General features: G+C 48.2%; 21 protein-coding genes and 1 pseudogene. 14 read left to right on the top strand and 8 right to left on the bottom strand.

Annotated elements, in window-relative coordinates; all coding sequences use genetic code 11:
* The first annotated feature begins 266 nt into the window (after nt 1–266).
* Together DK872_RS14605 and DK872_RS14600 are read left to right on the top strand one after the other, a co-directional pair.
* Complete coding sequence (locus DK872_RS14605) at nt 267–722, top strand: hypothetical protein (RefSeq protein ID WP_161518480.1); 456 nt, start codon at nt 267–269, stop codon at nt 720–722.
* A gap of 289 nt (nt 723–1,011) precedes the next feature.
* A complete protein-coding gene (locus DK872_RS14600; protein WP_161518479.1) occupies nt 1,012–1,488 on the top strand; it encodes a GNAT family N-acetyltransferase in 477 nt (158 codons plus the stop codon).
* 78 nt (nt 1,489–1,566) lie between these two features.
* Here DK872_RS14600 and DK872_RS27560 read toward each other — a convergent pair.
* From DK872_RS27560 to DK872_RS14585, 3 genes and pseudogenes are all read right to left on the bottom strand, one after another.
* Nucleotides 1,567–1,656, bottom strand: a pseudogene (locus DK872_RS27560) (RidA family protein); the annotation flags it as partial.
* 56 nt (nt 1,657–1,712) lie between these two features.
* Nucleotides 1,713–2,933: an MFS transporter gene (locus DK872_RS14590; protein ID WP_071920844.1), complete on the bottom strand. Its 1,221-nt coding sequence runs from the start codon at nt 2,931–2,933 to the stop codon at nt 1,713–1,715.
* 155 nt (nt 2,934–3,088) lie between these two features.
* On the bottom strand, nt 3,089–4,015 hold the full coding sequence (locus DK872_RS14585) for a LysR family transcriptional regulator (protein WP_007372051.1): 927 nt from the start codon (nt 4,013–4,015) through the stop codon (nt 3,089–3,091).
* 155 nt (nt 4,016–4,170) lie between these two features.
* Here DK872_RS14585 and DK872_RS14580 point away from each other — a divergent pair, with 155 nt between their 5' ends.
* The 11 genes from DK872_RS14580 (at nt 4,171) to acnB (ending at nt 16,043) form a co-directional block, all read left to right on the top strand.
* The gene (locus tag DK872_RS14580; protein ID WP_161518478.1) at nt 4,171–5,259 is read left to right on the top strand and encodes a 4-oxalomesaconate tautomerase; all 1,089 of its coding nucleotides are present in this window, start codon (nt 4,171–4,173) and stop codon (nt 5,257–5,259) included.
* 94 nt (nt 5,260–5,353) lie between these two features.
* Entirely contained in the window at nt 5,354–6,598 is a 1,245-nt protein-coding gene (locus DK872_RS14575; RefSeq protein ID WP_007372053.1) for an MFS transporter, read from the top strand.
* Nucleotides 6,599–6,670: 72 nt separating this feature from the next.
* On the top strand, nt 6,671–7,534 hold the full coding sequence (locus DK872_RS14570; protein ID WP_007372054.1) for a fumarylacetoacetate hydrolase family protein: 864 nt from the start codon (nt 6,671–6,673) through the stop codon (nt 7,532–7,534).
* A gap of 59 nt (nt 7,535–7,593) precedes the next feature.
* Nucleotides 7,594–8,691, top strand: coding sequence for a [citrate (pro-3S)-lyase] ligase (gene citC / locus DK872_RS14565; RefSeq protein ID WP_072438898.1), 1,098 nt, complete (start codon nt 7,594–7,596; stop codon nt 8,689–8,691).
* Between the two features lies 1 nt (nt 8,692).
* The gene (gene citD, locus DK872_RS14560) at nt 8,693–8,986 is read left to right on the top strand and encodes a citrate lyase acyl carrier protein (RefSeq protein ID WP_007372056.1); all 294 of its coding nucleotides are present in this window, start codon (nt 8,693–8,695) and stop codon (nt 8,984–8,986) included.
* A complete protein-coding gene (citE, locus tag DK872_RS14555; RefSeq protein WP_035885634.1) occupies nt 8,983–9,858 on the top strand; it encodes a citrate (pro-3S)-lyase subunit beta in 876 nt (291 codons plus the stop codon). Before citD ends, citE begins: the two co-directional genes overlap by 4 nt.
* Nucleotides 9,859–9,875: 17 nt before the next feature.
* A complete protein-coding gene (gene citF / locus DK872_RS14550; protein ID WP_035885635.1) occupies nt 9,876–11,396 on the top strand; it encodes a citrate lyase subunit alpha in 1,521 nt (506 codons plus the stop codon).
* A complete protein-coding gene (gene citX, locus DK872_RS14545; RefSeq protein ID WP_161518477.1) occupies nt 11,396–11,941 on the top strand; it encodes a citrate lyase holo-[acyl-carrier protein] synthase in 546 nt (181 codons plus the stop codon). The genes citF and citX overlap by 1 nt, the downstream gene beginning before the upstream one ends.
* Nucleotides 11,916–12,788, top strand: a complete 873-nt coding sequence (gene citG, locus DK872_RS14540; protein ID WP_161518476.1) for a triphosphoribosyl-dephospho-CoA synthase CitG — start codon at nt 11,916–11,918, stop codon at nt 12,786–12,788. Before citX ends, citG begins: the two co-directional genes overlap by 26 nt.
* 34 nt (nt 12,789–12,822) lie before the next feature.
* Nucleotides 12,823–13,386, top strand: coding sequence for an alpha/beta hydrolase (locus DK872_RS14535; protein WP_035885638.1), 564 nt, complete (start codon nt 12,823–12,825; stop codon nt 13,384–13,386).
* Nucleotides 13,387–13,448: 62 nt separating this feature from the next.
* Nucleotides 13,449–16,043: a bifunctional aconitate hydratase 2/2-methylisocitrate dehydratase gene (acnB, locus tag DK872_RS14530; RefSeq protein ID WP_144136336.1), complete on the top strand. Its 2,595-nt coding sequence runs from the start codon at nt 13,449–13,451 to the stop codon at nt 16,041–16,043.
* A 184-nt stretch (nt 16,044–16,227) separates the two neighbouring features.
* Here acnB and DK872_RS14525 read toward each other — a convergent pair whose 3' ends face one another.
* The gene (locus tag DK872_RS14525) at nt 16,228–16,623 is read right to left on the bottom strand and encodes a RidA family protein (protein ID WP_007372063.1); all 396 of its coding nucleotides are present in this window, start codon (nt 16,621–16,623) and stop codon (nt 16,228–16,230) included.
* Between the two features lie 120 nt (nt 16,624–16,743).
* Here DK872_RS14525 and DK872_RS14520 point away from each other — a divergent pair, with 120 nt between their 5' ends.
* The gene (locus DK872_RS14520; protein ID WP_007372064.1) at nt 16,744–17,328 is read left to right on the top strand and encodes a TetR/AcrR family transcriptional regulator; all 585 of its coding nucleotides are present in this window, start codon (nt 16,744–16,746) and stop codon (nt 17,326–17,328) included.
* A 137-nt stretch (nt 17,329–17,465) separates the two neighbouring features.
* On the opposite strand, the gene DK872_RS14515 is transcribed toward DK872_RS14520, so the two are convergent.
* The 4 genes from DK872_RS14515 to DK872_RS14500 all read right to left on the bottom strand — a co-directional run bounded on the left by DK872_RS14515 (nt 17,466) and on the right by DK872_RS14500 (nt 21,994).
* Nucleotides 17,466–19,022, bottom strand: a complete 1,557-nt coding sequence (locus DK872_RS14515) for an EAL domain-containing protein (protein ID WP_161518475.1) — start codon at nt 19,020–19,022, stop codon at nt 17,466–17,468.
* 536 nt (nt 19,023–19,558) lie between these two features.
* Nucleotides 19,559–19,993: a universal stress protein UspF gene (uspF, locus tag DK872_RS14510; protein WP_007372068.1), complete on the bottom strand. Its 435-nt coding sequence runs from the start codon at nt 19,991–19,993 to the stop codon at nt 19,559–19,561.
* 269 nt (nt 19,994–20,262) lie between these two features.
* On the bottom strand, nt 20,263–21,552 hold the full coding sequence (eno, locus tag DK872_RS14505) for a phosphopyruvate hydratase (RefSeq protein ID WP_035885640.1): 1,290 nt from the start codon (nt 21,550–21,552) through the stop codon (nt 20,263–20,265).
* 16 nt (nt 21,553–21,568) lie between these two features.
* Nucleotides 21,569–21,994, bottom strand: a complete 426-nt coding sequence (locus tag DK872_RS14500) for a universal stress protein (RefSeq protein WP_071920838.1) — start codon at nt 21,992–21,994, stop codon at nt 21,569–21,571.
* Between the last annotated feature and the right edge of the window lie 90 nt (nt 21,995–22,084).

Here is a 22,084-nt window from a genome sequence, read left to right as displayed (position 1 = left end):
CCTGCATAGCAAGATCTTTGTAATTCACTCTTCGCTCACAACGGACTTACATCTGTCACCTCTGATTAGTTGTTTTTCAGAAACTCCATATGATGTTTCATATATTTTCTTCATTTTCTGAGCGGTACTTCCCAATAATCCCCATTGCCCTGTATCCCTCCTCGTCGTATCTTTTCCCGGCACCTGCAAAATCAGGTGTCGGGGTTAGCCTCCTGTTCAAACTTAGTGATGGTCGATGTCAAAAACACACTTAGTGAGGCTGCCTTATGGCTACAACTCCCAACCACATTCATTCTCTGTTAGTACTTCCTTTTTCCTGTTCAACGGATTTCACCGAGCTGGCCGATAACTGCGAACGATTTGCCGAAGTGCTGGTTGAAACGCATGAACCGGCGGAAAAACTAGCGCTCTGCGGCAAACTTTCTTCCTGCCTTAACTTATTACGCACGACATTACACGAACCGATCCCCGCGCATTTAACTGAATCTCTGACCGTCGAGTTTTTACCTTATATCCCGGAGTTTGCACCGGAAAGCGATGCATTGTGCCGCTATTGCGAGGAGCTAACGCGGTTGCTGATTAATGGTTCGCTGTCCACCGATCAGTCCCGCGTGATGGGGGATTTGTTGCTGGATCTGGTGATGTTTTTTGCTGAGCGCCTGAAAGCACCGCGCTGGATAAAAACCGGGCAGGGGATTATTGCGCTGGACGCGTTGAAGTAAATCTTTGGTACGGATGAAAAAGAGTTTGCTGCATATCGCAGCAAACTCTGTGCAAATGTCAGGGGATGTAAACCACGCAGCCCAGTAACACCCATCTCCGCCCGCCAAAATGGGCAGCGCATTTTCACTGAGCAAGATATTCAACACGCGCACGTGCCATAAAGATCAACATGAGTATGTGTTTTATGCTGACAGAACCACAGAGACAATTTATCTTTGCCATACAGTCAGATAAAAACAATAAGACCATTAGTTATTGCAGAATACACACCAAAATAAAGGAACACGAATGATTGAATTTCGCCCAATGCGCGAGGATGAATATCCTGGTTATCTGGAATATTTCATTGCGGATTATGCGCGGGAAATTGCGTCAAACTACCGGCTTTCTGCGGAAGACTCACTGGCAAGAGCAAAGCAGGAAATCGAGGAAGATCTTCCTGAGGGAGTAAATACACCAGGCCAGGTTTTGCTGTGTCTGATTGCCAAATCAGACAACACGGATAAGCATGTCGGTTACCTCTGGTATAAACCCGATACTGCCATGCGTACCGTCTTCATCTACGATTTTCATATTTTCAACGCCTTGCAGGGGCAAGGTTTGGGTAAACTTGCTCTCCGGACGTTTGAGCATGAGATGCGGTGTAAAGGCGTTGAACAGATCAGGCTTCGCGTTGCCGGCGACAACGATCGTGCCCGGCACGTATATGAAGCCATCGGTTTTGGCGTGACAGGAATCAACATGAGCAAGAGTATAAAAGAGTAGATACACGCATATTGCATCACCTACGCAGTAGCGCAAAAGTGACGGGATAACTTCTCCATCGGCACTGTGCGTTCTTGTCTACCGGGCAATAACCTTAATTTCAACATCGAATCTGGCAAGCCTGGTAACGCCAACGGCCTGCCAGTCTGGATAGCGTGGTTGCGGGAAGCAAGATAAGCAGGCCGCTGCAACTCATCCGAAAGCCATTTGGGCCAGCGTGCGGCTCAGTCCGCCCCCACTTTTAATGCCCGTGCGGATGCATGCTCAATAAGTACGCTCGCATATCGCCACCAGATAAGCAGTGCCACAAGCGCGATGGCGCTCAGCACGCTGAACGCCGTGGCAAAGGAGTAATTACCGGCAATCATCCCTGTTAATGCCGGGCTCATTGACGCACCTACGCCTTGCATTAGCATCACCACACTTTGCCCGGCGTTGACGTGCCCGCTATTGCACAGCAACGCCACAATAAAACCTGGCACCACCACGCCGAGGATACCCGCAGCCGCGCCATCCAGTATTTGCACTGGCACCATCATCAGCGGGGCAGCTGAGGTTGCTGCCAGCGCAGCCCGCAGAGGCATTATCAGCAACGCCAGCATAATTAATCGCCAGTAACCGTACTTATCGATTCGCCGGGCAACCCAGATGGCCACCGGAATCATCACCGCCTGAGAAATAATCACCGTGGCGGCAGCATATAAACCGGGATTCATGGCGCCTGGTGCGGCGGCGACGCGCATGCTGAGCATGGGTAACAGCGCGGCATTGGCCAGATGAAACAGCATCAGGGTCAATCCGGTAATCAAAAGTGCCCGGTTTTGGGTGAGTACCGAGAGCCCCGGCAGCGGTTGGGGAACAGAGGACTGGATACCTCGCGCCGCATCGTTATCGATATCTTGACTGCGAATAGCCAGCAGCGCACACAGCGTTAACACGGTCGTACAGGCCATCAACAGGAAAATACCACCGACGCCCCAGTACCAGGCAATGCCTCCGGCAATCAGTGCGGTAAAGAAATTTCCGGCGTGATTGAATGCCTCATTTTTACCCATTTGCGCATTAAAGCCGCGTTGTCCTGTCAGACCCAGCGTAATCCCCGTGATCAGGGGGCCGACAAAAGCCGCGCATATTCCGCTGACCATTTGCGAAAGCGCGACGACGCTGTTTTGCTGGCTGAACCAGAGCAAAAGCGTACTTGCGGTAATCATTATGCAGAGCAGCGCCAGCAGAGTCCGTTTGTTTTTGGACGTGTCGGTGATAAATCCTGCCGGGAGCGTCGCTAATAATCCTGCCACGCCGCCCAGCGTCATCAGCAAGCCGATATCATCCGGTTGCCAGTGGCGCTGGGTGAGAAATATCCCCAGAAAAGGGCCGAGACCATCGCGGACATCAGCAATAAAAAAACTCGTCAGGCACAGCGCCCTCAGGGAACGAAGAGACATATTTCCGGCCTTTAGCATAGTTAACTCACTCTGTTAGCAATGGCATATGCCCCAACAAAGCTCACCAAATTATTCTCATTAAGTGTATCGGCGTTTGATGAAAATAAGATGTCGCGTGAAAAAACGGTTTCGTCCATGTTGATTAATTGCTATGGCTAATTGTTAAATTTTCCAATCCAGGGGCTGGTGTTATCCTGGGACCATAGCTTCATCAACATTTCGCGAAATTTTTCCGCCGCAGGGCTCAAAGAATTTCCCCTTCTGACGACTAATCCAAGGGTTCTGCGGATAACCGGCTCAATAAGCGGCCGACTCACCAGAACATGATGCTCATCTGTCGGCATTGCCAGGCTGGGAACAACGGCCACACCTAAACCGGCCTCAACCATCCCAAGAGAGGTGGAAAGATGCCTTACCTCGTAAAACCAGTTTGGTCGCCAGTCAAATCCTTCCAGCGCCTGATCAATCAGCAGCCGGTTGCCACTCGATTTACGGACGCCAATCAGCCTGAGTCCGGCAAGATCTTCCCACATCACAAGTGATTTTTTTGCCAGTTCGTGGTCTCGTTTACAGGCGAGAACGAAAGGCTCATTGACCAGCGGGGTAAACTCAATATACGGGTGTGTGATATTTATCATATTTATTCCAAAATCTGCATCGCCGTTAAGCACAGCTTCGAGGCAGTCGTTGGCACTATGCTCAAGTATGCGGATGCGAATATTTGGGTAATGTTCGTTGTAATCACGAATAACGGCGGGCAAGAAATAGAAGGCAGCAGTGGGTAAACAGGATAGCGTAATCACGCCTGTCTGATGCGTCGCCATTTCTTTGATACTGAGTATCGAGCTTTCATAAAAATCTAAGAGATTCTTTGCCTTAGGCAGGAAGTCTCTTCCTACTGCGGTAAGTTTTACTCGCCGGGTTGAACGCTCAAATAGCGTTGTGCCCAAACTTTCTTCAAGCTTTTTTATTCGTCTTGTTAATGCTGGCTGAGAGATGTGTAAAAACTGTGACGCTCTTGTAAAGCATCCAATTTCTGCAATTTTAACAAAAGCTTGAACGCCCTGTAATTCATGCTGCATTTTTCAAACCTTCTGGTTGCCCTGTCATTTAGCCATCTTAGCCGAAGGCTGATTAATGTGTAAAACGCATCAATCCTTCGTTTTTTGACATTAGAGTTATTTATCCGCTTATGGGACGCTTACTACATCATTCAACATGTGGGAAGAGAAAACCTATGTTCAACATACCTTGCGTATTGATGCGTGGTGGCACGTCTAAGGGACCGGTTATTCTGGCGAGTGACTTACCCGCCGACGTTCAGGAGCGAGACGCGGTTCTGTTGTCTCTGATGGGGGCTGGCCATGAACTGGAAATTGATGGTATCGGCGGGGGGAGCCCACAAACCAGTAAAGTGGCGATTGTGAGCCCTTCGGATAGCCCCGATGCGGATATTGACTATCTTTTCGCGCAGGTCATGGTGAAAGAGCGGCGAGTGGATACAACGCCAAACTGTGGAAATATGTTATGTGCCGTTGGCCCCTTTGCCATTGAAAAGGGACTGGTTGCGCCTAAAAATCCGGTAACAACAGTACGTATCCGCAATCTCAACACGGGAACATTCGTTGATGCCGAAGTGCAGACACCTGATTACCGGGTGAGTTACGAGGGAGATACGCAAATTGATGGCGTGCCGGGTACTGCTGCTCCTGTCGGTTTGACGTTCCTGAATTCCGCAGGCTGCAAAACCGGTAAGTTGCTTCCGACCGGTAATATAACGGATGTGTTTGATGGTGTTGAAGTCACATGCATTGATATGGCAATGCCGATGATCTTAATCGATGCACATCAGATGGATAAAACCGGCAGTGAATCACCGGCTGATCTGGATTCTGATCTGGCGTTTATGCAACGTCTCGAAAAAATCCGTCTCAAAGCAGGCGAGGCGATGGGTTTTGGCGATGTAACCAACAAAGTTATTCCTAAACCTGTCCTTCTTAGCAAACCCACGGCAGACGGTACGATCAAGGTTCGCTATTTCATGCCGCATAATTGCCATAAATCACTTGCTATTACTGGCTCTATTGGTATTTCTACTGCAACGATAATCGAAGGTTCCGTTGCGCAGAAAATCATTAGCGACCAACCCAAAGATGCATTTACCAATATTGTTAACATTGAGCATCCGAGCGGCAAGATCACAGTTTCTTTATTAAAGTGCGGAAATAAAATAGAAAATACCCGTGCTGCTGTAATCAGAACGACTCGTAAATTATTCGAGGGTAATGTTTGTGTTCCGGAAATCGCCTTAGCGGAAGTTATCTAAACGTTAGCCAGCCTTTGAAAATCTGAACGTATTAATACCTTTAGCCCGTAAGGGTTAAGAAACTCTGTACCAGAAATATAAAGTTGAGGATATTATGGCTATAACTAATGTTAAAAATAATTCAGGTGGAACTGGAGATGTTAAAGCAAGTCAATACATCCGTGTGATTTTTGCTTTAGCACTTTCAGGATTGGCTGAATTAGCTTCTTTATTTTTTATTCAGCCTTTGTTACCTGTACTTGCCGTTGAATATGACGTTCCTGTCCACCAGGTAAGTATTATTCTTTCGGCAGAAACTGCCTTGCTTGCGATTGGTTTATTGTTCACGGGTACGCTTTCCGATCACTATGGTCGTAAGCGTCTGATTATCGTCTCCTTACTGCTAGGCGGGCTTCTGACGGCTCTTTGTCCGTTGGTACAGTCCTGGGCCATGCTGGTGGCGTTGCGGGCAGTGATTGGGCTGGCATTGAGCGGCATTGCCGCGGCGGCAACAGCTTATATTAGCGAGGAAGTGGCGCCGGTCGTTGCAGGGGTGGTAACGGGCTACTTTGTCTTCGGAAACTCGATGGGCGGGATGTCTGGCCGTATCGTCGCCAGCCAGTTGATCGACCATATTTCCATCAACACCATCTTCTATGGTTTTGCAGCAAGCCTGATTATTGTTGCAGCACTGGTATTTTTCATTCTGCCAGCCTCTAAAAAATTCACACCTACGGAAAACCTGAATGTTTTCCGGGTGGTGAAAGGAGCCGCCTCACATTTTAAAAATAAAAAACTCGCCCTCGCTTTTGTCATTAGCTTCATCATTTTTGGTACCTTCACTTCTCTTTACAACTACCTGGCATTTTTCCTTAAGGGTGAACCGTTCCATATCTCTCCTGCGAACGCCGGGCTACTCTCATTCAGCTTTGCATTGAGCTTTTTCACTGCGCCGCAAGCTGGTCGTTTATCCGCTAAATATGGCAGCATGAATGTTCTTCGCGCGTTATTCGCCATCATGTCTTTGGGCATGTTACTGACATTAACCCCGAACGTAATCACGTTCATCATAGGCGCAGTCATCTTCACCGCATGCTTCTTCGGTTGCCACTCCATTGGCCTGAGCTGGGTGAGTAAAAACGCCACACATGCACGCGGGCAGGCAGTAGCTCTCTATTTATTCTTCTACTACATGGGCGGCTCAGTGATTGGCTTCTTCAATGGCTTTGTCTTCCACGCTACCGGCTGGGCTGGCATGACAGCATTTATTATTGCTTTGCTGGTGCTGGGCATGATTGTGGCGACACACCTTGCCTCAGGTACTAAGGCGAATCTTGTTCCAGCAGAAACTGCAAAGTAACCGTAATAATTACATCCCTCACGGCTAAAATTGGCGTGAGGGGGTAAAGCTAAATAGTTATTAGGTGTCATTATGAAACTTGCAAGTTATATCCATCACGGTCGTAAAAGTTACGGTATTTATACTGAAGCCGGTATTATCGATCTTGGTCAAAAAATTGGTCAGCAATATCCTACATTGAAAGATCTTCTGCAATGGGATGCTCTCGCTGTTGCAAAACAGTATGTTGATTATCCAGCGGATATTACTGATAAAGATATTACCTTTTTACCGGTTATTGAGGAGCCAGGGAAAATTTTCTGCGTGGGAATGAATTATGCAGAAAAAAGAAAGGAGTTCGCTGAAACTAACAATGCGCCGACATTATTTATTCGTTTCGCGGATTCTCAAACCGGGCATGCAAGACCGGTAATCAAACCGAATATTACTGAAGAATTTGATTACGAAGGTGAACTTGCCGTCATCATCGGAAAAGCGGGCGAAAATATTATTCGCAGTGATGCGCTGAGCCATGTCGCAGGATATAGCTGCTACATGGATGGCTCTGTTCGTGACTGGCAGCACGCATGGTTTACAGCGGGTAAGAACTGGCGTCAAACCGGCGCTTTTGGGCCCTATATGACGACTGTCGATGAAATCCCGGATCCGCACGCTTTATCCATTCAGACATATTTAAACGGCATGCTGGTTCAGAATGATTCAACAGCCAGTATGATTCATAAAGTTGCCGATCTGATTTCATATATCAGCACCTTCACTACGCTTAGCCCTGGCGATGTCATTATTACTGGCTCACCGGGTGGCGTCGGAAAAAAACGTAACCCACCTCTGTTCATGCACGAAGGGGATTGTGTTGAAGTGACAATCGAAAAATTGGGGCGACTGACCAATACAATTGTTGAATCAACGGCGCAATCAAATCTGTTAGCCATTTAATTTACGCACAATAAATACACAACTCAGTGTCGATTAATATCAGGTCAGGAACCATTCAGATGTACGCCGAAAAAATGCCAGAATTCGATACTGTTGAAACGAGCAACGGTGTTCTCAAAGACGAGATTATCCGGTTTCTGCAAAGTAATGGATTAGGAATAGATGATGATGTCGAGCAGTTCGTTATTGCTCGTGCAGGCAAAGAATTAATTGCCTGTGCGGGCCTTGCGGGCAATACCTTAAAGTGTATTGCCGTTCACATTGAATGGCGCGGAACATCCCTGGGGCTGCAGTTGATCCGTGAAGCTGAATATCTGGCAAACCAAAATGGCGATCATCATCTGTTCCTTTTAACCTGTCCTGATAATGTCAAATCTTTCCGTGGATGCGGCTTCTATCCTTTAGCCACCCTTGAGAATAAAGCGACGTTGATGGAAAACACCCCGGTTGGCATCCATCGTTACTGCAAGAAACTGCGTGCCGATTATTTCATCCCGGCAGACAACATTGGTGGAATCGTGATGAATGCGAATCCGTTCACGTTAGGCCATCAATTTCTTATTGAGCAAGCTTCCCGGGCCTGTCACTGGCTGCATGTTTTTGTTGTAGAGGAGAATTTGTCTCAATTCTCCTTTAATGACCGTATTGCAATGGTACGCGATGGCGTGAAACATCTCGCCAATGTAACGGTACACCCTGGTTCCAGATACATTATTTCTCGCGGCACGTTTCCCGGCTATTTCTTAAAAGAAAAACAGGTGGTTAATGATGTGTATTCCGCAATCGATTTGATTATTTTTCGGCGTTACATTGCGCCTTCTCTGGGGATTACACATCGTTTCGTCGGCACTGAGCCATATTGTAAAGTTACTGCCCAATATAACCAGGCAATGCACCACTGGCTTGAAGATGAATTTGTCATTCCATCTAATGCTATTACGGTTCATGAAATAGATCGAAAAACTGATGCAAATAATTATCCCATATCCGCATCGGCCGTTCGTTCCCTCTTGAATAAAAACAAACTGTCAGTTGCAAGAAATATGGTACCAGAAAGCACCATGCCTTATTTACATAACTGGCTGAGAGCAAATCACCATGACTTGCCGGAACCCCATCTGGCAGGGAATCTCATGAGTATTAGCGTAGGACATTAAAATGAAAATTGTACAGGCAGCTCTGGCGGGTACGCTGGAATCGAGCGATCTAATGGTTAAAGTTAGCCCTTCGGACGCCGGGCTGGATATTGTTATTAACAGCGAAGTAATGAAGCAATTTGGCGAGCAAATTACTCAAGTGGTCAAAGAGACGTTAACGGCATTTAACGTCACTCATGGGCAAATTATTGTGGATGACAAAGGTGCGCTTGATTGTGTTATTCGCTCCCGCATGCAAGTTGCCATTATGCGAGGAACATGCAGCGATGAAATTAACTGGGAGAAATTACAATGAAAAAATTACGTCGTAGCATGCTTTTCTTACCAGGCTCAAGTGCTGCCATGTTATCTACTGCTTTTATTTATAAACCCGATTCGATCATGTTCGATCTTGAAGATGCAGTTTCTTTGAGGGAGAAGGACAGTGCTCGTATTTTGGTTTTCAATGCGCTCCAGCACCCCATGTATAAAGGTATTGAAACGGTTGTACGGATTAACCCTCTGAATACCCCCTTTGGATTGAAAGATCTTGAGGCGGCTGTGCGTGCCGGGGTCGATGTCATTCGACTCCCTAAAACGGATACGCCGGAAGATATTCACCAGCTTGAACGTGAAATTGTACGCATTGAGGAAAGCTGTGGCCGTAAAGTCGGTTCCACGCAGCTGATGGCGGCTATTGAGTCTGCTGTTGGCGTCATCAATGCTGTTGCAATTGCCCGCTCTTCAGATCGGCTGATGGGCATTGCATTAGCCGCATTTGACTACGTAATGGACATGCAAACAGAGCGCGGGGATGGTACTGAACTGTTCTATGCGCGTTGTGCGGTTTTACATGCGGCGCGTGCGGCTGGTATCGATGCTTTTGACGTTGTCTATGGCGATGTTAACGATGAAGAAGGTTTCTTAAAAGAAGTCGATTTAATTCGCCGCATGGGCTTCAACGGTAAATCTTTAATTAATCCCCGGCAAATTGAGCTGCTTCACAATGCCTATGCACCAACCCAGGAAGAGGTTGATTACGCGGAACGCGTAATTACTGCTGCCGAAGAAGGTGAGCGTAGTGGACTGGGTGTGATTTCTCTGAATGGCAAAATGATTGACGCGCCAATAATCAATCACGCCAGAGTTGTTCTTGAGAGAAGAAAAGCATCAGGCATTCGCCACTAATTGACAGGATAATAAAGATGAGCAAATTAATCGAAGCTTTGCAAGAGCAGGTCGGACGTTCAAAAGAATATGTCGCATTTACTCATGCCAATGCAACAACGCCTTATCTTGCAGATGCTAAACAAAAATATCAACGTAAGCTTTGTGAAAGTCTGGATGAAATTTTAGACCGCTGCGAACTCCATGATGGTATGACTATTTCATTTCATCATGCCTTCCGTGAAGGTGATAAAGTTATCAATCTTGTGGTAGATAAACTTGCCTCATTGGGTCTGAAAGGTATTACTCTGGCATCCAGTTCATTAATGACCTGTAATGCTCCTTTAATTAATCATATTCGTAATGGGGTGATTACGAAAATTTATACCTCCGGTATGCGTGGAGAGTTAGCTGATGCTATTTCTCATGGCCTGATGGAGGAACCGGTACAAATTCATTCGCATGGTGGTCGTGTTAATCTCATTCAGAACGGTGAAATTAATATTGATGTCGCCTTCCTGGCTGTCTCCTGTTCCGATGAATATGGCAATGCCAGTGGTAGTGGTGGTAAGTCACGCTGTGGCTCTCTGGGCTATGCAATGGTTGATGCTACATACGCGAAACGTGTTGTACTGCTGACCGAATCCATTGAACCTTTCCCTTATATGCCTGCGAGCATTGTTCAGGATCAGGTCGATTACATTGTTAAAATTGACAGTGTTGGTGACCCTGCAAAAATCAGCGTCGGCGCCGCCCGCGTAACCAGTAATCCCCGTGAGTTAATGATCGCGCGTTCAGCGGCTGATGTGGTTGAACATTCGGGTTACTTCGAACAGGGATTCTCAATCCAGACAGGTTCAGGCGCGGCTTCAACGGCGTGTACGCGTTTTTTAGAATCGCGCATGAAAAATAAAAACATTACTGCGAGTTTCGCATTGGGTGGTATCACCGGCAGTATTGTCGATCTTCATGAGAAAGGGTTGATCGCAAAACTGCTGGATACCCAGAGTTTTGATAGCGCCGCTGCCGCCTCTTTAGCCAGAAACCCAAACCATGTTGAAATCTCAACCAACGTTTACGCTAACCCGGCATCGAAAGCGGCATGCTGCGATCGGGTCGATATTGTGATTTTAAGCGCCCTTGAAATTGATACAAATTTCAACGTTAACGTGCTGACGGGATCGGATGGTGTGATGCGCGGTGCTTCCGGCGGTCACTGTGATGTTGCTGCTGCAGCGAACCTGACAGTGGTTGTTGCGCCGCTGATCCGCAGCCGAATTCCGACCGTAGTGAAGCACGTTACAACATGCGTTACACCGGGTGAAAGCATTGATGTATTGGTCACCGATCACGGTATTGCGGTAAACCCTTCACGCCCTGAAATTTATCAGCGACTGGTGGATAAAGGGTTACCTGTCGTGAGCATTGAGGATTTATATCAGCGTGCGCTGGAAATCTCCGGTCATCCAAAAGCCATCGAATTTACGTCCAAAATTGTGGGCGTTGTTCGTTACCGCGATGGAAGCGTCATTGACGTTGTGCGGCAGGTTAAAGAGTAATGGACACTATGGCAGGCGTATCGTGCACACCCATTTCTTTGGATCAGTTACTGGCAGCCAGAGAAGCTCGTTCGTACCAGCAACAACTCTGGTTGACCCGTTGGGGACAAACCCTGATTTCTACGACCCTGGTCTGGCCAGGTGAGGTAAAAGATACGCCTGAATCAAGGGCTGTCATGGCGGCAGCAAATGAAGCGCTCACTGCGCTGATCGCCACCAATGGCTGGGAAATCATCAGGCACGACGCTCGCCAGTTTGTTACCGGGCCAGAGTCATTCTGGTCCGTCAGCGCACCCGCATCACAGGTAAAGAAGGCCACAATACGTCTGGAAGAGAGTCATCCACTGGGAAGGTTGTGGGATATCGATGTGTTTTGCCCGGATATCGGTTTATTGAGCCGCAAATCTGTCGGTGAAAACAAAAGACGCTGTTTCATCTGTGATGAGCCTGCACATGTCTGTTCACGAATGCGGCGACATTCGCTCCACGCTTTACAAGCAGTTATGGGGGATATGATTGATGACTATTTCTGCCATCAGAAATGAACCGTTCACTCATGAACTTAACATTGCGGAGCTGGCTGCGGAGGGGATGTACCGCGAAGTCATTCTGACACCGAAACCAGGGCTGGTAGACCGTCATAATAATGGGTCGCATACCGACATGGATTTCAACCTGTTCATGTCCAGTATTGCAGCAATTGCCCCCTGGTTCGCATTGTTTGTTGCAAAAGGCCGACATACAGCTAAGCAAGAGCCCAGGCAGACGCTCCTTGCCATCCGACCTGTAGGGCTTGCCTGTGAGCAGGCAATGTTCAGGGCGACGGGGGGGATCAATACCCACAAAGGGGGGATTTTTTCGCTGGGCCTGTTTTGTTCTGCTGCCGGGCGGCTGAAAGGTAAGGGTGAAGCTATCAATCGCAGAGCGCTTTGCCGGGAAGTTAGCCTGATCTGCGCCGGTATGGTGAGCCGGGAGTTGAAACACAATGGCGATGCGAAAACCAAAGGTGAACAACTGTTTCGCGATTATGGCTTTACCGGAGCGCGTGGGGAGGCTGAAAGTGGCTTTGCGACAGTAAGGATTCATGGATTACCCGTATGGGAAAACGCCATTAACGCGGGTTATTCGCCCGAGGAGTCTTTACTGCGGGTTTTGCTTTCATTAATTGCTCACAATCCGGATACCAATATCCTCGCGCGTGGGGGCCTCAAAGGGTTGCGCTATGCACAGCGATATGCGGCCAGAATCCTGCGCATTAAACACTTCACCGGCAACAGGTTCAGGCAGGCGCTTTTAAATATGGACAAAGCGTTCATTGCCCGAAATTTAAGTCCGGGAGGAAGTGCGGATCTGCTGGCCGTCACCTGGCTGCTGGCGAATTTTCCGGCCTGAAAGGCTGGAAAACTAAGGACTGATGGAATTTACCATGACAATACCGCGTCTGTTAAAGCTGGATGATTCTTTCACCACGATTCTTGTTCCGGGATTAAGAGATAGCGACGATTACCACTGGCAAACCTGCTGGGCGCGTCGATTACCTCGCTGGAAAAGAATAAGCCAACGAAACTGGTTGCAGCCGGATATTGAAAATTGGGGCGCAGCGATTCGCAGAGAATTAGCCACCTGTACTTTGCCCGTTATTTTGATTGGGCATAGTTTTGGCGCGCTTGCATCCTGGTACCAGGTCCAGAGCAGAGCGGTAAATGTTGCCGGGATTGTTATGGTTGCGCCTGCTGAACCTTCACATTTTGAACTTGAAGAAGTTGTCACTGCGTCGAAGTTAAAAATACCCGGAATGGTCTTTGCCAGTCACAATGACCCGCTTATGTCATTCAATCGCGCTGTATTTTGGTCTGACAGTTGGGGATGCGAGTTGATAGATGTCGGCGATGCTGGTCATATTAATTCTGAATCCGGATTTGGCGAGTGGGAATATGGACTTGAAAAAGTATCAGAATTTGGAGAGATGCTATTAAAAACAGACAAATGAATTTTTTAATGTAGATGACACCCTGACACATTTTCAATCTCCTGTTATAAGGTCGAAATCCTATGTTTGAAGCATATAAAATACATATCGCTGAACGGGCAAAAAATGGCATACCAGCAAAACCGCTCACCGCTCAGCAGACCAGCGAATTAATTACTCTCCTCGAAAATGAACAGTGTGAGGAACGAGAATGTTTAATTAATCTGTTAATTAATCAGGTTTCTCCTGGTGTTGATGCCGCTGCGAAAGTCAAAGCGGAATTTCTTGATAAAATCATTAAGGAAAAAACAAATCAATACGGCATTACTCCCAACAACGCTATAAATATTCTTGGCACTATGCAGGGTGGATACAATATTCAACCTCTTATTGATGCGTTAGATGACGACGAGTTAGCTCCTTTAGCGGCCATTAAACTGAGCCACACAATTCTTATTTTTGAAAAATTTAAAGATATCGAGCAGAAAGCCGGTAATGGAAATGCTCATGCCAAAGCGATTATTGAATCATGGGCCAATGCCGAGTGGTTTACCGAACGCGCCGGGCTTGATGAAAAAATAACCCTGACCGTATTTAAAGTCCCCGGTGAAACGAATACGGATGATCTTTCTCCGGCGCCTGAGGCGTGGTCACGCCCGGATATTCCCCTGCATGCGCTCTCAATGCTGAGTTCTGTAAGGGAAGGGGTGAATCCTGACCAGCCGGGACAATGCGGCCCGATATCTCAGATACAAGCATTAAAAAACCAGCAGTATCCTCTCGCTTACGTCGGGGATGTGGTGGGGACCGGTTCTTCACGAAAATCTGCGACGAACTCAATCCTGTGGCATATCGGCAAGGATATCCCTTTCGTGCCGAACAAACGCAGCGGGGGTTTTGTCTTCGGAGGGAAAATTGCGCCTATCTTTTTCAATACCCTGGAGGATTCCGGTGCATTTCCCGTTGAGCTGGATGTCTCTGGTTTATCAACGGGGATGCTGATCGATCTCTATCCGTACAAGGGCGAGATCCGCAACCATCGCGATCAAACGCTGATTGCCTCATTTCACCTGAAAACTGAAGTTTTGCTGGATGAAGTACAGGCAGGTGGCCGCATTCCGTTGATCATTGGCCGTAGCTTAACAGCAAGAGCCAGGGAGTCTCTGGGGCTGCAAACAACGTCCATTTTCAGAAAACCAAAGGCGCCTGAACCTTCTTCTGCAGGGTTTACACTGGCGCAAAAAATGGTTGGCAGAGCGTGCGGGGTTGAAGGTATTCGCCCTGGTCAATATTGTGAACCTAAAATCACCACGGTGGGTTCGCAGGATACGACCGGCGGGATGACGCGCGATGAACTGACGGATCTTGCATGCTTAGGGTTTTCTGCCGATCTGGTCATGCAGTCGTTTTGCCACACATCCGCGTATCCAAAACCTGTCGACGTTAATTTGCATAAGACGCTGCCTCAGTTCATTACCAGCAGAAAAGGCGTTGCACTGAAACCGGGCGATGGAATTATCCATTCATGGCTTAACCGCATGCTCATCCCTGACACAGTGGGGACGGGGGCTGATTCACATACGCGCTTTCCATTAGGGATCTCATTCCCTGGCGGTTCCGGACTGGTTGCTTTTGCGGCGGCCACTGGAATTATGCCTCTCGATATGCCTGAATCTGTGCTGGTCCGCTTTAAGGGTGAAATGCAAAAAGGGATCACTCTGCGCGATTTAGTGCATGCGATTCCTTACTACGCCATTAAGCAAGGGTTGTTAACGACGGAGAAGAAAAACAAGCGCAATATTTTCTCCGGCCGTATCCTGGAAATCGAAGGTTTGCAAATGCTAAAAGCCGAGCAGGCCTTTGAACTGGCCGATGCCTCCGCTGAGCGCTCTGCTGCTGCCTGTGTGTTACGTCTCGAAGAAGAGAACGTTACGGAGTATTTGCGTTCCAATGCCACTTTGCTGCGCTGGATGATTGACCAGGGTTATCAGCATGCGCCAACGCTTGAAAAGCGCATTGCAGAGATCGAAGCCTGGCTGGCGAATCCGTCATTACTGAGTGCAGATGAAAATGCTGAGTACGCGGCAATCATTGAAATCGATCTGGCTGAAATTACGGAGCCGATTGTTTGTGCGCCAAATGACCCTGACGATGCCCGTTTACTGTCCGACGTTGCCCGCACGCCAGTAGAGGAGGTCTTTATTGGCTCCTGCATGACAAATATTGGTCACTTCCGGGCCGCCGGGAAACTGCTGGCAGAGTCCAAAGAGATTCCTGCCCGGCTGTGGATTGCTCCGCCAACCAAAATGGATGCACAGCAGCTTTCCAGCGAAGGGTATTTTAATAAGCTCATCCGTTCCGGAGCGCGAATTGAGCCGGCTGGCTGCTCACTTTGCATGGGCAATCAGGCCCGGGTTAAAGAAGGGAGCAGCGTTGTTTCCACATCAACCCGTAACTTTCCGCACCGTCTTGGTACCGATGCAAAAGTCTTCCTGGCATCAGCTGAGCTCAGTGCGATTGCCGCAATGCTTGGCAAAATGCCAACCGTTGAACAGTATCTCTGGCACATGGACAGGATCAATGACACCCGGGAAGATACTTATCGTTACTTAAATTTCCATCAGTTGGCTGAGTATCAAACAGCGGGAAATGAACGCATTGATGTCGTAACGATTTAAGGTTCACGGTGCTTGTTGCTGGCCTGATAGCCTGGTGTGAATGATCTTAATCGGCGTAAATCATCAGCCGATTAAGATCAGAGTGACAGCGTCGGTTTGGTGTCGGCATTGCCCGGCCATGCGCGCGAAGCATGAACGACGCCAATACCGGCATCAAGCGGCGGCAATATGCGCGTTCCTGTTTTTATCGGGCAGGAATTCGGGCAATGACCTTAATTTCAAAATCGAATCCTGCAAGCCAGGTAACGCCTACGGCAGTCCAGTTTGGATAGGGTGGCTGCGGGAAGATCGCCTGTTTTATCTGCATAATTGTTGGAAACTGGTTTTGCGGATCGGTATGAAAGGTCGTGACATCAATCAGATCGTCAAACGTACAACCTGCGGCAGCAAGCGTCGCTTGCAGATTATCGAATGCCCGTTGCACCTGAGCGGCAAAATCTGGCTCCGGCGTACCGTCGGCGCGGCTACCGACCTGGCCGGAAACAAACAACAAATCTCCGGAACGGATGGCGGCTGAATAACCATGTTCTTCATAAAGCGCATGACGGTTAGCCGGGAAAATGGGTTCACGCTGGATCATAGGGTTTCCTTTTTTCAGTGAATGTTAAAAACGAGAAGCAGGGTGCTGACAAATCGTTTAATATACGCGGCGTATGTTAAATTAATATCACATACGCCGCGTATGTCAAAAGGAGATCGCATGATCAAGCGTCGTAGCGAAACGATGGAAGAGAACCGGGGCAGGTTGATTAGTGCAGCGCGAAAGGCGTTTGCAGAAAAAGGCTATGCCGCCGCATCAATGGATGAGTTAACGGCCAGCGTAGGCCTGACGCGCGGCGCGCTCTATCACAATTTTGGTGATAAAAAGGGGTTGCTTGCCGCGGTTGTTGCGCAGGTGGATGGTGAAATGGCACAACGCGCAAAAGCGGTTGCGGCCACTGCCAACGATGAGTGGGAGAGGTTACTGGCCGAAGGGATTGCCTACATCAAAATGGCTCTCGACCCGGAAGTGCAGCGTATTGTTTTACTGGATGGTCCGGCTTTTCTCGGCGACCCGGCGCAGTGGCCAAGCCAGAATAGCTGCCTGGAATCCACCCGCCAGGCGGTGTTGAATATGATTGATCGTGGTATTCTTAAGTCGGTGGATGCCGATGCCGCTGCGCGCATGTTAAATGGTGCGGCAATGAATGCCGCGCTGTCGATTGCGGCCTGCGACGATCCGCAAAAAGCGCTTCCTAACTATATTGAGGTATTTACGCTCTTGGCGAGCGGCTTACGTAATTAACCGACAGGGCTGAGCCGAATGCACCGTTCTGATTGTCGCATCGGCCAGCTCCGTAATTTATATCTGTCAGTGATTGCGCCAGCCAGATCCTGGTCATAAGTAAAATCTGTGCCGGTGTGGTTAACGGATGTTCACCATTAACCCGCGAGGACGGCACGTAGTTCGCTTAAAGGAACAGCTTTTGCGAAATACCATCCCTGAGCACAGCTCTCAGGTACATTTTCCCTGAGGAACTGATACTGCATTTCAGTTTCCACTCCTTCGAAGACCACTATTTTAGGAATGTTTTTAAACATTTCTATCAAACCAGGAAGAATATGTTTATTGATGGATTCAGTCCCTATCGAATCAGTTAATGATTTATCAATTTTAATTTCATCAACGTCAAGTAATGAAAGCCAGTTCAGATTCGAATAACCGGTTCCGAAATCGTCAAGTGCAAACATGATACCGGTACCCTTAAAAAAATCCATCGCTTGCTTGATATCATCGGTTCCGGAGCTTTGTCTTTCCGTAATTTCAAGAATAATAGACTTGCCTGCAACGTTTTCTTTTTTTAACGTGCTCAGCAGTTTTTCACGAAATTCCGCAGAGCAGATATCAGCACAACTCACGTTGATGCTTAAAGTGATATCGTTGTTCAGCAATATTGGCGCACACTCCCTGATGGCATGCTCAACCACATACTGGCTAATCTTGGCTATTAAGCCATTTCTTTCCGCAAGCGGAATAAATATATCAGGGCCAATATATCCTATCTGAGGATCTGTCCAGCGTAAAAGTGCCTCTACTCCGGTTATATTCCGGTCTTTAACTTTGTATATGGGTTGATAGACGAAATGTAATTCCCGATTCAGAATTGCATTTTCCAGCCGGGAAAGTAATGATTGCTTATGTGATAAGCCATTAACATACAGCGTGCCAATCAAAGACCCGATAATAAAGGACAGGCTAAATAAAAACGCCAGGACATAAATATTGTTTTTGAAGAGGAGAGAGTGTGAGGTTCCGGTAATAACACAAATATCATTCACCCTGTTGCAGGAGTGTTCAGTAAAGTACAACAAAGAATGAGCTTTATTATGCTCTACCGATTCCAGTAATTGCGTGTTTTTGCCAATCATGAAAAAATGATTTTCGTGGTTAAAATCACCTATGACAGCATCAAAATCCATTTTATTGGCTTCCTCCCAGAAACGCTTGAAGGCAAAGGGAGAAACCGTTATGGCGAAGTTATTGGTGTAAAGAACATCTGCGGTAATGTTCTCTTCTATCAATGCGTCAAATACCCAGGTATAACTACCCCGATTAACCTTATTTCTGAATATATTTAAAGAAATAGGTGAATTGAGTTTTCCCCAGATGGCTGAACAGATAATTTTCTCATCATCAACATAGGCAATATCCTTAATCAGAGGGTAGGGCCAGAGCTGTTTTCGCAGCGCATTCAGGTACTGGCTACTGCATGGCTCATAGACTGCGAACTCCTGTCGAAGTCCATCAATCAGTTTTACCTGCTCGATCAGGCTGTCACTGCGTGCCAGAATAGAATCAGCATAATCTTCCATTTTTTCATGGATATAATAATAATAAACCCCTTGTCCTGTGCCGTACAGAACGCCGAATGTTAAGACTATTGAAAATGTGTAGATACTGATCCGGTGGTGGATAATTTTCAGTATTTGCATTGACATTATTGACAGCATCCCCCTGTCGTTATGGTTATCCGGCGTGAACGCTTTGCATAATATTGACCATACTCCTGCCATCGCCTTGTGACATGAGAGGTAAACAACAGTTTTCGTGATTATCGGCCGTACGGTTCTGGACTTTATCAGTAATGTATACCCATTCCCTCATTCGGCGATACCTGTGACCCTTACCCCGAGTCATAATCAGGAATAACCGGCTTCAGTCTGGCTAAATATTCTGGCAATTGCCTGACTTTTCGGGAAATTTTGACAGGGTCATCCAACCCGGTGAAAAGGGGAGTCTCTGGTCAGAGTGTATGCAGCCAGGCAACGATCTTGCGCAGCATTGCAACCATACGACAGTTAGAAATTACAGCTGTGTAATCAAAGCCTGGCTGTGTGGAAAACCGAAAATATCACATACGCCACCGGGTTCTTTCCGTTAACTGTGCCCGGTTCCTCTGGTCTTGTCGCGCCTCAGGAGAAAGCATGAAACTCCTGTCTTCTCCGGGGGCCTTCTCCTGGCCCGCCAGAACATGTTACCGAACGACCAGAACAGGGCATCTGGCGTGTCTCACCACTGCTGCAGCGTTTGAACCCAACAGATAGGTAGAGATATCCGGTCGATGGGAGGCAATGATGATTAAATCCGCATTAATCGAATCGGCAAGCTTGAGGATTTGATCCTTTGGTGATCCGGTTGCCACATGGGTCTGGATCTTTTCGGATGGCAATTTGAATTGCTTAGCAAGCTCATCCAGTTTTGATAATGCAGCATGCTGTATTTCTTTCATTTTCGGCATTTCAATCGAATAGGCCAGACCCAACGTTGAATAATACGGTAACGAAGGTATAACCGTGAGAAAATGCACTCTGGCGGTATTCATCACAGCGTGCGCCTGAACAAAGGGAATGACCTGGTGGGTCAGCTCTGTTTCAGAGATATCGATGGGAACCAGAATAGAATTGTACACTTTAGACCTCCTGTATTATTTTGTTTAGTTGAGAATAGTCTCTTTACAATTAAAAAATGTGTACCTGCAGCCAAATTTTGATTCCATTTCACTCCTTATCGAAGATGAAACATACCGTGAGGAAGGTACATCAAAATCAGAAGGATTCATTCGGACAGTAATAAAGTCAGAGTCAGTTTCATTATCATGCTTGTTCAGGTGAATATAACCTGAAGGGTGTATGCCGGTTTTCACCGGCATACACACGGCAGATGCCATGATGATTTCGATCAAGCACAGCGAACAAAAGCTTTGATGCCTGCATATCGGGCTTCATTGCCCAGTTCCTGCTCAATGCGCATAAGCTGATTGTATTTTTCAATACGTTCGCCGCGACAGGGCGCGCCGGTTTTCAGATGCCCTGCCCGCAATGCCACCGTCATGTCGGCGATAAACGTGTCCATGGTTTCACCGCTGCGGTGCGAAATAAAAGCGCCCCATCCGTGTTCATGACACAGTGAAACCGCGTCGAACGTCTCGCTCAGCGTACCAATCTGGTTGAGTTTGATGAGCGCCGCGCTGGCCAGATTTTCTTCAATACCCCGGCGGATATACTTCACATTCGTTACGAAAAGGTCGTCACCGACCAGTTCGGCGCGTCCGCCAAGTTTCTCATGCAGATGTTTCCAGCCAGCCCAGTCATCCTCGGCGAGCCCGTCTTCAAGCAGGACAATGGGGAAGTGGCTCATCAGTTCGCCATAATAATCCGTCATCTCTTCAGCGCTCAGGGCGCTGTTTTCGGTGCGAAGGTGATATTTCCCGCCACGGTAAAATTCGCTGGATGCCGGGTCCATACAGATACTGATATCTTCCCCCGGTCGGTAACCGGCTTTCTCAATGGCCTGAACAATGAATTCCAGCGGCTCACGGTTCGAGGAGACGGCCGGAGCAAATCCCCCTTCATCACCCACCGCAGCGGAGAGGTTCCGGGACAGCAGGATCTGCCGCAGAGTCTGATAGACCTCGCTGCCCTGACGAACGGCCTCTGCCAGCGTTGACGCACCGTGCGGTGCTATCATGAATTCCTGAAAATCGGCTCCCTGACCACGGGCATGAACGCCACCGTTAATAATATTCATGCACGGAACGGGCAAAAGGCTGGCATTGAGTCCGCCGAGATAGCGGTAAAGTGGCTGACGGGTGACCTGAGCGGCCAGTCTGGCCACCGCCAGCGAAACACCCAGAATGGCATTGGCACCAAGTCGGCTTTTGTTCTCCGTACCGTCCAGTTCCCGCATCAGATTATCCAGTCGCCGCTGCTCCCGCACATCGGTTCCCCTGACGGCGTCGCAAATTTCTGTCTCCACGGCCTTAACGGCATCACGGACTCCTTTCCCGCCGAAACGCCCGGGATCACCATCGCGGCGTTCAGTTGCCTCTCTTGAGCCGGTACTGGCCCCGGACGGTACCGATGCACGTGCCATCTGACCATCTGAAGTAAAAGCGTCCACCTCAACCGTGGGATTACCGCGAGAGTCGAGAATTTCGCGGGCCGTGACTTTTTCAAGTAGAAAATTCATACAGTTCTCCTGTAGCTCAGTCGTGAATGTGTTTAATCAGAACGTCCACGTTCAGGTGGTTAACGTATTCAGCCGAACGGGACGTCAGTGCCCCCATAAAACGGTTCCGGTGGCCTGCAATCACCAGGTCCACACCGGTGTCGGTAATGCATTTCTGTACATCTTCAAAACGCCGCATGGTGACCAGCTCTCGCGCGTCAACATGCTCCGCCACAGAGGACGTCAGCTCACTGAACAACGCCTTCGCCTGAACAACGTCTTTTGATACGACATCGTCCATCAGGCCGTCCGATACGTAGTTCATCTCCCGGTAGTCATTACAGATATGAGCAAGTGTGATGTTCATTTGCAGCAGGCGGGACAGAGTTGCCGCCAGTGCGAGCAGGGGGACGCCATCCTCTTTCCCCTGAACAAGAACAAGTGCATGTGTGTAGATTTTCATGGCTGTCTCCGGCTTTGACTGAGGAAGTGTTCCAGCCAGGGCAGAAGCTGTTTCTTCCGGCTGACCATGCCCGGTACGGAGCAGGGCGCC

Origin of the sequence: Kosakonia sp. MH5, from assembly GCF_009935945.1 — a bacterium.
GTDB classification, from domain to species: domain Bacteria; phylum Pseudomonadota; class Gammaproteobacteria; order Enterobacterales; family Enterobacteriaceae; genus Kosakonia; species Kosakonia radicincitans.
Note: the sequence above shows the minus strand (reverse complement) of the source record. Positions and strands in the feature narration are given on the sequence as shown.

What these genes read in the sequence shown, in the direction of transcription:
- DK872_RS14605 (WP_161518480.1), top strand. Translation starts at nt 267, where the DNA reads ATGGCTACAACTCCCAACCACATTCATTCTCTGTTAGTACTTCCTTTT.
- DK872_RS14600 (WP_161518479.1), top strand. Translation starts at nt 1,012, where the DNA reads ATGATTGAATTTCGCCCAATGCGCGAGGATGAATATCCTGGTTATCTG.
- DK872_RS14590 (WP_071920844.1), bottom strand. Translation starts at nt 2,933, where the DNA reads ATGTCTCTTCGTTCCCTGAGGGCGCTGTGCCTGACGAGTTTTTTTATT.
- DK872_RS14585 (WP_007372051.1), bottom strand. Translation starts at nt 4,015, where the DNA reads ATGCAGCATGAATTACAGGGCGTTCAAGCTTTTGTTAAAATTGCAGAA.
- DK872_RS14580 (WP_161518478.1), top strand. Translation starts at nt 4,171, where the DNA reads ATGTTCAACATACCTTGCGTATTGATGCGTGGTGGCACGTCTAAGGGA.
- DK872_RS14575 (WP_007372053.1), top strand. Translation starts at nt 5,354, where the DNA reads ATGGCTATAACTAATGTTAAAAATAATTCAGGTGGAACTGGAGATGTT.
- DK872_RS14570 (WP_007372054.1), top strand. Translation starts at nt 6,671, where the DNA reads ATGAAACTTGCAAGTTATATCCATCACGGTCGTAAAAGTTACGGTATT.
- citC (WP_072438898.1), top strand. Translation starts at nt 7,594, where the DNA reads ATGTACGCCGAAAAAATGCCAGAATTCGATACTGTTGAAACGAGCAAC.
- citD (WP_007372056.1), top strand. Translation starts at nt 8,693, where the DNA reads ATGAAAATTGTACAGGCAGCTCTGGCGGGTACGCTGGAATCGAGCGAT.
- citE (WP_035885634.1), top strand. Translation starts at nt 8,983, where the DNA reads ATGAAAAAATTACGTCGTAGCATGCTTTTCTTACCAGGCTCAAGTGCT.
- citF (WP_035885635.1), top strand. Translation starts at nt 9,876, where the DNA reads ATGAGCAAATTAATCGAAGCTTTGCAAGAGCAGGTCGGACGTTCAAAA.
- citX (WP_161518477.1), top strand. Translation starts at nt 11,396, where the DNA reads ATGGACACTATGGCAGGCGTATCGTGCACACCCATTTCTTTGGATCAG.
- citG (WP_161518476.1), top strand. Translation starts at nt 11,916, where the DNA reads ATGACTATTTCTGCCATCAGAAATGAACCGTTCACTCATGAACTTAAC.
- DK872_RS14535 (WP_035885638.1), top strand. Translation starts at nt 12,823, where the DNA reads ATGACAATACCGCGTCTGTTAAAGCTGGATGATTCTTTCACCACGATT.
- acnB (WP_144136336.1), top strand. Translation starts at nt 13,449, where the DNA reads ATGTTTGAAGCATATAAAATACATATCGCTGAACGGGCAAAAAATGGC.
- DK872_RS14525 (WP_007372063.1), bottom strand. Translation starts at nt 16,623, where the DNA reads ATGATCCAGCGTGAACCCATTTTCCCGGCTAACCGTCATGCGCTTTAT.
- DK872_RS14520 (WP_007372064.1), top strand. Translation starts at nt 16,744, where the DNA reads ATGATCAAGCGTCGTAGCGAAACGATGGAAGAGAACCGGGGCAGGTTG.
- DK872_RS14515 (WP_161518475.1), bottom strand. Translation starts at nt 19,022, where the DNA reads ATGTCAATGCAAATACTGAAAATTATCCACCACCGGATCAGTATCTAC.
- eno (WP_035885640.1), bottom strand. Translation starts at nt 21,552, where the DNA reads ATGAATTTTCTACTTGAAAAAGTCACGGCCCGCGAAATTCTCGACTCT.
- DK872_RS14500 (WP_071920838.1), bottom strand. Translation starts at nt 21,994, where the DNA reads ATGAAAATCTACACACATGCACTTGTTCTTGTTCAGGGGAAAGAGGAT.